Origin of the sequence: Maribacter sp. R86514 (genome assembly GCF_044597005.1) — a bacterium.
Classification (GTDB): Bacteria; Bacteroidota; Bacteroidia; order Flavobacteriales; family Flavobacteriaceae; genus Maribacter.
Genome location: NZ_CP138999.1, coordinates 2,957,419 through 2,969,514 on the forward strand (window position 1 = coordinate 2,957,419; position 12,096 = coordinate 2,969,514).

General features: G+C 32.9%; 12 protein-coding genes. 11 read left to right on the top strand and 1 reads right to left on the bottom strand.

What is annotated here, in order from left to right; genetic code table 11:
• Positions 1–205: 205 nt before the first annotated feature.
• The 5 genes from SJY30_RS12880 to SJY30_RS12900 all read left to right on the top strand — a co-directional run bounded on the left by SJY30_RS12880 (position 206) and on the right by SJY30_RS12900 (position 3,196).
• Entirely contained in the window at positions 206–685 is a 480-nt protein-coding gene (locus tag SJY30_RS12880) for a hypothetical protein (RefSeq protein WP_396632576.1), read from the top strand.
• A gap of 220 nt (positions 686–905) precedes the next feature.
• Positions 906–1,244: a hypothetical protein gene (locus SJY30_RS12885; RefSeq protein ID WP_396632577.1), complete on the top strand. Its 339-nt coding sequence runs from the start codon at positions 906–908 to the stop codon at positions 1,242–1,244.
• Positions 1,245–1,308: 64 nt separating this feature from the next.
• Positions 1,309–1,923 (top strand): hypothetical protein, encoded by a 615-nt coding sequence (locus SJY30_RS12890; RefSeq protein ID WP_396632578.1) that lies wholly within the window; start codon positions 1,309–1,311, stop codon positions 1,921–1,923.
• An 84-nt stretch (positions 1,924–2,007) separates the two neighbouring features.
• Entirely contained in the window at positions 2,008–2,430 is a 423-nt protein-coding gene (locus tag SJY30_RS12895; protein WP_396632579.1) for a hypothetical protein, read from the top strand.
• Positions 2,414–3,196, top strand: a complete 783-nt coding sequence (locus SJY30_RS12900; RefSeq protein WP_396632580.1) for a tetratricopeptide repeat protein — start codon at positions 2,414–2,416, stop codon at positions 3,194–3,196. Before SJY30_RS12895 ends, SJY30_RS12900 begins: the two co-directional genes overlap by 17 nt.
• Before the next feature lie 33 nt (positions 3,197–3,229).
• Here the strand turns inward: SJY30_RS12900 and SJY30_RS12905 are convergent, their stop codons facing one another.
• Positions 3,230–3,457 (bottom strand): hypothetical protein, encoded by a 228-nt coding sequence (locus SJY30_RS12905; protein ID WP_396632581.1) that lies wholly within the window; start codon positions 3,455–3,457, stop codon positions 3,230–3,232.
• Positions 3,458–3,682: 225 nt separating this feature from the next.
• On the opposite strand from SJY30_RS12905, the gene SJY30_RS12910 reads away from it, so the two are divergent.
• The 6 genes from SJY30_RS12910 to SJY30_RS12935 all read left to right on the top strand — a co-directional run bounded on the left by SJY30_RS12910 (position 3,683) and on the right by SJY30_RS12935 (position 12,065).
• Positions 3,683–4,312 carry a hypothetical protein gene (locus SJY30_RS12910; RefSeq protein WP_396632582.1) on the top strand — a complete coding sequence of 210 codons (630 nt, stop codon included), beginning with the start codon at positions 3,683–3,685 and terminating at the stop codon, positions 4,310–4,312.
• A 347-nt stretch (positions 4,313–4,659) separates the two neighbouring features.
• Positions 4,660–7,320 carry a T9SS type B sorting domain-containing protein gene (locus tag SJY30_RS12915; protein ID WP_396632583.1) on the top strand — a complete coding sequence of 887 codons (2,661 nt, stop codon included), beginning with the start codon at positions 4,660–4,662 and terminating at the stop codon, positions 7,318–7,320.
• A gap of 216 nt (positions 7,321–7,536) precedes the next feature.
• The gene (locus SJY30_RS12920) at positions 7,537–8,208 is read left to right on the top strand and encodes a hypothetical protein (RefSeq protein ID WP_396632584.1); all 672 of its coding nucleotides are present in this window, start codon (positions 7,537–7,539) and stop codon (positions 8,206–8,208) included.
• Between the two features lie 156 nt (positions 8,209–8,364).
• Complete coding sequence (locus SJY30_RS12925) at positions 8,365–8,952, top strand: hypothetical protein (protein WP_396632585.1); 588 nt, start codon at positions 8,365–8,367, stop codon at positions 8,950–8,952.
• A gap of 484 nt (positions 8,953–9,436) precedes the next feature.
• The gene (locus tag SJY30_RS12930; RefSeq protein WP_396632586.1) at positions 9,437–10,678 is read left to right on the top strand and encodes a toll/interleukin-1 receptor domain-containing protein; all 1,242 of its coding nucleotides are present in this window, start codon (positions 9,437–9,439) and stop codon (positions 10,676–10,678) included.
• A gap of 223 nt (positions 10,679–10,901) precedes the next feature.
• Positions 10,902–12,065 carry a hypothetical protein gene (locus tag SJY30_RS12935; protein ID WP_396632587.1) on the top strand — a complete coding sequence of 388 codons (1,164 nt, stop codon included), beginning with the start codon at positions 10,902–10,904 and terminating at the stop codon, positions 12,063–12,065.
• Positions 12,066–12,096 lie beyond the last annotated feature (31 nt).

Genomic DNA, 12,096 nt, shown 5'->3' on the forward strand with positions numbered 1-12,096 from the left:
ATTAATATAAAACGGGAGGCTCAACAAAAAGAGTCTTTATTATTCTCTTATGGCAAACTATACATGGTTATTATTCCTAATTTTAGACAAAAGTAAAATTAAAATAAAACCACTTACAACAGGTCCTATAAGTAATGTCCTAAAAACATATTAGCCTGAAAAAGGACACTACTTATAGCCCTGTCGTTACCAACAAATTAAAAAAATGAAGATTATTTTTAAGTGCTTGTTACTATTAATTTATCTGTTTCTATTTTTTTCATGTACAAAAGATGATTCCGAAAATTTAGACAAAACTAATCGATCGATATTAATTTCAAAGAAATGGTATGGACCTATAGAAAGCCAATATTTCTATTACGATGGAAATGATAATGAGGTTAGAAACGCCATTTCTGGAATGCATGACACTTTTACATTCGAATTTAACGAAGACTCATCTGTTATGTTTTCTTACTCATTTAGTGAAAAAACTCATAATGGAAATTGGAAATTGAACAATAGTAATCTGTTAATTACTTCAAACATTGATAATGAGTTTAGTTTTTACAAAACATCCAAGGTCCTTGATTCTAAAATAAATAGTATTAACAATTCTGAAATGATTCTAGAAAAAATACTTGACTCACAAGAAGAAGGAATTTCTTATACAAAAAGGTTTGAAAAATACATTTCTATAGAATAAAGTCTGTTGGTAACACCACCTATAAACAATACAGGATTCGGGCTTAACCGAAAGGTCTGTGTATATTTATAATATCGCTAATCTCGATATCTATCGGTAATGGATTTAGCTTTAGACAAAAAAATAAAACTGATCAATAAGTTTTAGCTTCGTATGCAGACGGAAACGAAAAATTTACTTGCCCATTTTACTAACCTAAATTTTATGTGGTATTACCAACATGGAAATAAGAAAAAATAAAACAATATGTGAATGGCAAGGAGTAAAACCTAGCACTCCGAATGAGAAGTCAATAATTGGTCTTGCTATAGAATCTTTAAATGAGGGCATAATTCATGGGTTGCGACATCCACCAGAAAATGAATCCAATGGATGGTATATATGGTGTGGAGATTATTCTGATTCCAATGATTTTTTCAAACCTATTTGTACCGAACATTTAAGTGACTATATTAAAATGGACCTAACTAAATATCTCGACCTACCACCAGGATATCGTTTTTTAATCGATGGAAATAATTACGAAGATGTTTGGTTTGATAAAACCTTAATTGAATGATTACCGAGATAAATATAGCTCAAATCAATTTTTCACGCTAATCCAAAAATTGTGTCCAAATTAAATGAATAACTCTGAAATCATTCAATTTTTAAAAGATAACATTGAACCTCTTAAAAAGGAGTTTGAAGGAAATCAATATAGATGTTCTGCATATCTAAAAGATGGGACCTACCTTCCCTGTGTAATATTTCAAAATCCTGGACCTACAGTAAACCAAGCTATCAAACGATTAAAAGAAGAAAGGACGGGAAAATCCATTTTTGCAAAAATATTAAGGTTTGATGGATACAGAGATATGGTCAAACTCTATACAACAAGTGGTAATAAGGTTAATGAATATGATATTGCCAGAGTTGAAATAAGCCCATTTGCTTTACCCAAACATATATTATCCACAATTGATGGCGAAACAACCATGTCTTGGACAGGTTTCGGCGTAAAAATGAAGGATGGCAAAAAGTTTGGTTTTGGAACATCTTTCCTCTTTGAATTCTTTCAAATGCCAGAAGGATATGAAGCCAATAATATTGATGTAATATTAAATCACCAATATATGTCAACCTCGGGAGAACTTAAGGAACATAATGTACCATTTACTGAATGGCCAAGCGATTATGACGAAAAAGCAATTTATCGCGAATGCCAGTACTTTAAATGCTACATGGAAGGAATATGAAATGAAATCAATTATAAACCTATATAGAAAAGTCTAGCTCCTAGCCGAGTTCTACGATTTTTAAACTTTACCTTTCCAATTCAAATGAAAAACCTCCTACTCCTACTAACCATTCTACCCCTTCTAGCATTCTCGCAAGAAACTAACGACTGCGACGAACGTACAATGCCTTACTGGGCAAATAATATCAATAGCAGAATAGAAGGCGAGAATCCTACGCTGAGAAACGCTTTTAGGGACGTGCAATTAGCCGAAACCAACATAACACCCAGTAGCGGTTTTATAACCTTGAGACTGTATACTACTAAAACAGGAGAATTTTGCGAAATGGAAACATTTCAAATAGACGAAAATTACGAACCTACGTTATTTAACAACGGGTCATTAATAACAGCATTGGAGACCATTGCACTGAGTTTAACCAATTGGGAAAGAGACAAAGATTTTAAGACCTACAACCTTATTAGATTAAAAATTAAAAACGGAAAAATTGAAGAAATTTTTTAAATACCTATTCATTTTTTTGGGGTCCCTAATTCTATTTCTAGTTATTGGATCAACCATCTGGTGGCAAATAAAACCGGACACCGAGAAATCTAACTTTCTTGTAGAAGCTCGTCAATATGAGAAAGCACTGGAATACGACCCAGAAAATAGCGATGCATGGATGGAGCGTTCCGTCTCCTATAACAAAGCCGGAGATTTCAATAAGGGATTTGAATATTTGGACAAAGCAGTAGCACTTGACCCAGAAAAGCATTTGGGGTATCGCGGGTGGATCAGATTACGCAAAATGCGCGATTATGACAAGGCTTTGCTAGATTTTGACACCCTAGATAATCTTACGCCAAATGTAGTTGATGCGCCTTGGGGAGAGGGTATTGACTTTTTACGTGGAGAATGCTATTATGGAAAAAAAGACTACCCAAAAGCAATTGAAATGTTTAATAGAAATATCAAGAGCCAAAAAGAAGACTGGGCAGATATTCACAGTTTTGTTTACCTGGGACTTTGCGAATACGAACTTGGGAATTACGAAAAAGCAATTGCAGAATTTCAACGTGCATTACAGCAATCTGAAAACGTGCCAGAAGCCTATTTTGGTTTAGCAAAGACTTATGAAAAACTAGGGCAAACTGAAAAAGCAAGAGAACATATTGTTAGTGCAGAAGAACATATCGGCTCTAAACGAGACGATTATTATAATGAATATTTGAACGAAATCTATCTTTCAGAAATAGTGGAATTTAAACATGCTCTGGAGAATAAATAAGCCAAAAGAAAAGCAACTAGCAAGAAAACCGCGCTAAAACAGCTTGTTTAATCCGCCAAAAAACAAACCACTTGGTTGGTTAAATGCTCCAAATACCCATATAACTTCGTACGCCTTGCATTTTGTCGACACAAAGGTGAAGATTGCCGTTTGCTTCCAGAATTTTGAACTTATTCTACCAGTAAAAAACAGACTGGTTGGTTGGTTTGATGTTTTCAAGGCAATTCTCTTCTGAGAGCTATTAATGACAATTAGTTCCATCTATTTAATAGCGATAATGGGTTTTCATAATAGAATGTAAGATGTAAATTGTAGGTTTATTCTTAAATAGTATATTCGCTATAGGTAAGCTTTAACCACCAAAACAGGAAATAAAAGTACCGTGGTCAGTTTATATGTACGTTTTGCTTCATACAAAAAAACCAAGGTGGATTAAAAGGAGGAAGACAGAAAACCTAATTAGAGTAAGTCAATTAAATAAAAAATATGAACAGAATATTAGTATTTGTATTAATTACATTTTCAACACTAACAGTATTTGGACAAAATTTTGAAGGAAAAATAACCTATTCAAATACTTATGAAAGTCAGAACCCTCAAATGACAGACCAACAATGGCAAACTATGATGGGTGGAACACAAGAATACTTTATAAAAAATGGCGATTACAGGTCTGTAACTAATGGAACTGTTATGCAATGGCAAATTTATGTGAATTCAGAAAATAGACTTTATAGTAAAATGGCGAATTCAGAAACTGCTATTTGGAATGACGGATTAATAAATGTGGATACTATTTCAAATGTAAAATTGAATAAAAATGTAATTAAAATACTTGGTTATGATTGTGACGAATTAATATTGACATGTAAAAGTGGAATTCAAAAATATTATTTCAATACTTCTTTAAAAGTAAATGTTTCCCTTTTTGAAAATCACAAGTTTGGAAATTGGTATGCTTTTTTAAAAGAATCAAACTCTTTGCCTTTAAAAATGATTGTGAATAATGCTCAATTTACAATGGAAAGTATTGCTACTGAAGTGACAGAAATGAAAATTAATGATAGTGATTTGCAATTACCTGAAGGAATAAAAACTACTAAAAGCCCTTACTAGAAATAAGTACGAAAGCAAAACACAACCTATAAACAATTCGGGCTTTGGTCTTAATCGCAGGGTTTGTGTAATTTTATGAAGCCCGCAAAATCTTTTGGATTTTGTTTTAAACAAGGAAAAGAAAAAACTAAACAAAAAGATTTTGCTATGTGCGTGGCGGAAAGCAAACGCTAGTTTGCTCCCGTACTGTTCATAGCTAAAACGTTGGCAACAAGCTAATAAATACAGGATAAAAAAATTAAGTATGCATCTTAAGGGTTGTTTTATGTAGATAGTCAAAATAGCTTTAACCGTATATCAAATAAACCCTATTTTGCAAATCTAAAACGTTACGACTTACCAACTTCATGCACAAAAATACACTCTTACTACTTTTTTTATTAGTTCTAAATGTGGTGTCTTCTCAAATTAAACTAACCCAAAATGTAGGTGATGAATTAATAAACCCTTCTGTGGGTTCATGTTCTGAACCTGAACATTGGGCAAGAGCATTTACCCTTGAGGAATATGGAATATCTGCAACTGATGAATTTCAAATTAATTCGGGTAGTATTGGCGTAAGGGCTTCAGTTGGTCAGCAAAACGCATACTTACAATTTAATATTTATAGTATTGATTCTGGATTTCCTGGTACTTTTTCAGAATCTAATTTAATAGGTAGTAGCCAGAAGGAGTTTTTTCCATTTGTTTCGATTTTATCTCCTCAAATTGTAACTGTTGATTTTGATACTCCAGTAACCGTTCCTGCAAATGTTGAACGTATTTTAATTGAAGTAGAGAAAACAGATGGCACAGGTTTTGGTGTAATGAATATTCTTATTGCAGGCACGGAAGAAGGAGGAAATGCCGCTTGGTACAAAGGATGTCTTGGTTATTATACATATACAAGTACAGATATTGCGCCACTTCCAAGACCAAACGCCAATTTATATATAACAGCAAATGGTATAATTTCGAATAATACTTTTCAGTATAATAATGTGTGCTTTGGAGATAACACTGAGTTTAGTTTAAATTTCGATGAAGAAATTGATACTGTTCTATGGGATTTTGGAGATAGTACGACTTCCAATGTATTAAACCCTACTCATGTCTATGCGGCTGTAGGTGTTTATGATGTATCTGTTACTATACAGACTATTAATAATCCAGTACCTAAAGTAATTAATAAACAATTGGAAATTTTAGAACGGCCTAATGCAAATAAGGTTCCAGATCTAATTTCATGTGTTGATACATTCGGTTCCGGTTTTTCTTCTTCTTTCGACACATCAAATCTTGAAAGTTTAATAAGTAATAGCCAAGAAAACATTGTTTTAACGTATTTTGATGGTAATGGAAATGAATTGCCAAGTCCGCTTCCAAATCCTTTTTCCAACTCTATTCCAAATAAAGAAACAATAACTGTTAGGGTCGCTAATCAAAACGCTTTAAATTGTTATTCCGAAACCTCCTTTGATTTAATTGTGAACCCAATTCCAGACTTATCTGTGATTTCAGACCTCTTTATGTGTAGCAACGATACCAATGGGTTCGCCATTTTTGATTTGGAACAAGTACAAAATGAAATTTTAGGGAGCAGTATGGCAACTTCGGTCTCCTTTTATAGGGCAAATGAAAATCAAATTCAAGGACCACTAAATGCAATAGAAAATCTAATTATAAATGAGGAAGAAATAACCGTACGTGCTTTTGAAAGTGTAAACAACTGTTATAATGAGACCAAGTTTAAACTTAAGGTGAATTCATTACCTATTGCCTATAATGTTAATGTGCTAATTGGTTGTGATGACAATGGTGATGGTATTTCGGAATATTTTGATACTTCTACAGTAGAATCACAAATAGTTAGTGAGCAAACTGGGTTGTTGGTATCTTATTTTGACACAAGTGGTAATGCATTGCCAAGTCCATTACCCAATCCCTATACCAATTCCATAGCAAATGAAGAAACTATAACCGTAAGGGTAACCAATACGCAGACCTATTGTTATGAAGAAACTCCATTGGTGTTAAGAACATCTTCACAACCGCAACTAAACATACCATCACCAATTTATGCATGTGATACGGGCAACGGTTTTGCCAGTTTTGACCTTTCCCATATTGAATCGGAAATCATTAATGGTCAAATAGGAATAAACCTATCTTATTTTGATGCAAATGGAGTTCAATTACCCAATCCCTTAACTAATTCATACGAAAATAGTATCTCTTGGAATGAGACCATTACTGTACGAGCGGAGAATTCATTGAATCCACTTTGTTTTACTGAAACTAGTTTTGAATTAGTTGTTATGGAACTTCCTATAACACAGCTAGAGCCGAGCTATTTTTTATGTCATTTAGAACCTTCATTAACTATTCAAGTAGAGAATGTTTTTGAGTCTTATAATTGGCTCTATGAAGGTGATGACATAATTTCAGATACAAATGAAGCAGAATTGATAAATGCAGGGTCGTATACTCTTACGATAGGTAAAACTACAAATGGAGTATATTGCGAAAACAGTTATGATTTTAAATTTATTAGATCATCACCACCCACAATTACTCAAGTAAATTACCAAGAGTTGTCGAATAACAATTACATAGAAATTATTGCAACAGGTGATGGTGATTTTGAATATTCTTTAGATGGTATAAATTTTAATGAAAGCAATTATTTTACCAATGTTGATGGTGGAGTATATACTGTACAAGTAAGAGATAAAAATGGTTGCGGTGAGGATAGTGAGATAGTTACCATTATTGATTATCCAAAGTTTTTTACACCAAATAATGATAGCGTAAACGATTATTGGCAAATTTATGGGATAGATCAGTACCCGAATTCTTATACATACATTTACGATAGATATGGAAAGTTAGTAGCTCAGCTAGCACCAAATGCTAAGGGTTGGAACGGTTTATTCAATGGTAGACCAATGATACCCAGTGATTATTGGTTTAAAACCTTTCTTGAAAACGGAAGTGTATTTTCAGGACACTTTTCCCTCAAAAGATAAAGCCAGTTGCCAACAATAACTAAACGTAATGCGGACTAGGGCTAAATCGTAAGGTCTGTATATATTTACAATGTCGGTAAATCCTATGGATTTAGCTTTGGACAAGAAAAGATAAAAACTAAACAATAAGCTTTAGCTTCGTGCGCAGACGGAAACTAAAAGTTTCCTTGCTCCCGCACTACGCTTAGGTAATGTGTTGGCAACAATCAAAAAAACATGAATAAAATCAAAATCTCAGTTGTACTAATTATATTTTACGCCTTTTCATTAAATGCACAAGATTTTTTTGAAGGAGAATTAAATTATAAAATAGAATATCAATCAAATAATGAGAGTTTACCAACTTCCATGCTAGAACGAGAATTCGGAACATCATTTACTGCATATGTAAAGGAAGACAGGTATGCAATGATATACCATGGAAAAGGACAACAAGGCTGGATGAAAATAATTGTCCGCCTAGACGAAGGTTATTCTTATACGGAATTTGAAAAATTGGACACAATTACCAAAAGTAAATTCGGAACTAAAAAAAATGATTTAATTAAGTTTGAACGCAATCAAAATGATAAAAAAATCATATTAGGAGAAAAATGTGAATCGATAACATTACAATACAAGCCTAAAGATTCTTTATCATTTTTTACAGAAATGCGAGGGAAATACTTTTTCAATCCCAAATATAAATTAAATGCGAAACGCTATTCCGAATATACAGATGGTTTTTGGAATCTATTTGTGAAGGAATCAAATGCGATAAGTATTCGAAACGAAACCGAATATTTCCCGCTTTTTAAGTCAATTGAAGAAGTTACTTCTATAGAGGAAAAGAATATAGACAAGGCTGTATTTGAACCGAATCCAAATAAAACTTTGAAAACAGATTAAGACTGTTGCCAACAAAGAACTTAGATGAAAAATAAAAAAATATAGCTTAATTTACCAACATATTCTCTACCATAATCTTAACATGATTTAGCTATTTCGTAAGCTTGTTTAATCAATAAACAGAATACGCTCGTAACCGTGTTTTATAACTATACCATGAGAAAACTTCAATGCTATCTTTTTATTCTTTTGCCCTTTTTAGCATTTTCGCAAGCACCTCAAATACCAAAAATCGACTTTAAATCGAATGCAGAAGAAGTAAACCGGTATGTTGAGCTATTTAGCTTGAATAATGCAGACGCATTGGTCGTTCGCATCGTCTACTCTATACTGCCACATATAGAACCAGAATCAGATTATATCGTTTACCTCAACAACGGTAAGGTAAGGCGCTACAGAATTAATGAGTCCGCCCAACCAATGGCTTCCGCCAAAATAAAGAGGATCCATGTTAAGAAAAAAAAGTATTCAGAGTATTGGGCATTTTTGAATCTCTGTGCTAGCGAAGGAAAATTCGATATAGATCTAAGTCAATTAGCGACCTTAGGAGAAAAAGCGAACTCATGGAAAAAAGCCATAAGTGGTGGACAAACCTATACTTTCGGTTTATACCAAGGCGAAAATTATACAGAATATAAGAGCTTTTTACCATCAATGTTCACAGATGAAGAATATCCGGGATTCGAAGATAAACGTAAGTTAATCTATGTGATGGAAGGCTTTAGAACACTCACTGAAGACTAATGCGTGTTTGTTCCTTTCTAAATCTATGGAGTCATCTAATGCTTTGCCTTGAGGATTATAATCTGCACAGCAAACAGTGGTTATTGAACCATAAGGGTTTGTTTAAACAGTAAAATTTGTTCTAACAAAGCTGCCTTACCCAGCCAAAAAACAAACTACTTGGTTTGTTTAGTACCTAAAACATCTATTTAACTTCATACGCTTTGAACTTTGTCGGTACAATTGCGATTGCTGTCTTTACTTTCAATGATTTACCACCTATTTTACCCGAAAAAAACAGACTGGTTGGTTGGTTTGTTGTTTTCAGCCATTTCTATTGAATGTGATTTTATGATTATGGTTTTCCGTAATAGAATGTCAGATGTTAATTGTAGGTTTATTCTTAAATAGTATATTAGCTATAAGTAAGCTTTAACCTCCAAAACAAGAAATAAACTTACCCTGGTCAGTTTATACTTACGTTGCCAGTAATAATGAAGAAACTTTGAGTAAAATTGAAATAGATTACCCACGAAAAGAATTTTTAAAAGAACTCGACAATTATATTGACGAGGGAAACGAACTTTTCACAACCTATAAATCTTCACCTATAACTACAATTCAGCTAGAGAAATTGGAGCGTGAATTGAAATTTTGGGATGCGGAAGTTCAAGAGTTTTTAGAAATAAGATTACATACATTTATTTTAGACAATAAGTATTTAAACGATTTTAAGAATATTAGTCAGGCGGATTGGAATGCTGCAATAAAATCTCTTGCAGGACAGCAAGTAGATACAGTTGCGAGCAAATATGAACATCTTCTGACTTGTATTCAGAAAAAAGCGGATGTACTCGTTTTACTAAAGCGGAAATCAAAATTTATGGATGTGGTGGAATACTATAGCGATACCATAATACAAAGCCCAGAAATCAAAATGAAAGAAATTTTTATTAGTCATTCCAGTCTTGACGCCAAGTACGTAGAAAAAATAATTGACATTTTAGAAATAATTGGAGTTCCAAGTGATAAAATCTTTTGCTCATCTTTTGAGGGTTATGGCGTAAGATTGGGCAATGATTTTCTTCAAGACATTAGAAAGCGTTTAAATAGTCAAGTTTTAGTTGTTTTTGTTTTGTCAGAAAATTTTTATTCAAGTGTCGTTAGCCTATGTGAAATGGGAGCAACTTGGGTTAAGACGAATTCACACATCCCTGTTTTAATACCACCATTTGATTACAAAGATGTTAAGGGCGTAATACCAACATCTAATGGGATGAAAATCAATGAAAAACCAAAATATAATAGTTTAAAAACTATTGTTGAAGAATTTCTTGACCTAGAACCAATTAGTAATTCGGTATGGGAACGAAAGAGAGATAATGTTCTTAAAGAATTAAAAGTATTATTGGAAAACACCTCAAGTTCAAACGAACAAACGGAAAAGACCAAACCAAAAAAATCAAAGGACAATTTAAACCTCTCATATTTCGAGAATGCCGACAAAATCATCAAACGAAAAAGCGAGGAAGAATGGCCAGATGATTTTGAGATGCAACTTGATTATATAAATAGGCATACATCAGCAGTTCAAAAACTTAAAGACCATAATCCAATTGATATCAATGAAGATAAATTTAAGGTAATTAGAGAAAAAGGAAGACGCGAATGGGAAGATGATTATGAAATGCAGTTGGATTACGAAAAACGTCAAGTAGAAAGTTTAAGAAGACTGAACGAGCGGTAAATTACTACTGGCAACAATGTATATAAAACATAGCTATCATAGGCTTTCCGAGAGGTTTGTGTGTATTTGCGAAGACCGCCAAATTTTTTAATTTGGCTTTTTGAGAAAAAAAAGATAAAAAAAAATTAAAAAATTCGGCTCGTGTATAATCCGAAACTATAGCGTCTTTTTACACGCTACGTTTCATATACGGAGACGTTGCACAAAATTTAAAAAAACCGAAATGATAAGAAAAATCGTAACAGTATTATTAATTTTTGCATTGACTTCTGCAATTGCCCAAGAATCTGTTGGTATTCCAAGATATCTACAAAACCCGATGGATTCAATTACCAAACAGAATTTCAACGAAACCTTAGAAACCTTTTTTTCTGAAATGGAACAAGGTAAACTAAGCGAAGATTTGTTAACACCCCAAAGAGCTGATTTAACAAAATCTCAACTTCAAGAGTTAATGAACTATGAAGCAAAAAAGGACAGTAGTGCTAAAAAGATTCAAGACAAGCAATTGATAAATATCTATCCGATTTCGACTGACAACTATTTAGTCACCATTTCTTATACCTATCAAAACCCCGAAACGAATCCGATTCTTCTTTATAAGATAAATTTAGTAGCAACTGAATTAAACGACAAGTTTACATTTTCAGTTCCTCTTGATTATTTAACGCGATACTGGAAAACAGAAACCGTAGGTAATATCACCTACCACTTTAGAGATCATATTTATAAAGAGAGAGCAAAAGTATTTGATAGTAAAAATAGTAAGATAGCTGAAAAATTAGGCTTAAAACCAGAGAAAATGGACTTCTACATGACCGATAATTTTCAGGAGGTTTCTGAACTTTTGGGTTTTGGATATTCCCTTTATTCAAACGGAAAGTATAGAGATGGTTACGGTGTAGATAGTAAAACAATTTTTGCAGTAATGAACAACGAAGACTTTTCTCATGATATGTTTCATTATTATTCTGAGCAAATTAACAAACGTGAAAATCGAAATTGGATTACCGAAGAGGGAATTGCCTACGCGTGGGGCAACGCTTACTATACAGACAAAAATGGCGAAATGGTTACACACGATAGACTTGTAACTGAATTAAAAGATTATCTAACCAATAATCCGAACACAAATCTCTTTGCGATTTTCAGTACTAATGAAAAGATTTTCACCAATATCGCTCCAGAAATTTCTGTTCGTTCTGTAATATCAGGAATCATTGCCGAGAAAATTGAAAAGGAAAAAGGTAAAGAAGGTATTTCAAAATTAATCAATGCTGGTAGTCAAGATAGGCTAGAAAGTTATTTAAAAGCTACCAACACATTAATCGGAATTAATAAAGAAAATTTCAATTCGAAGGTTGCAAAATTGATTAAAGAGGAATAAAAGCTCAAAAAAATAATATAATTTTAATAAA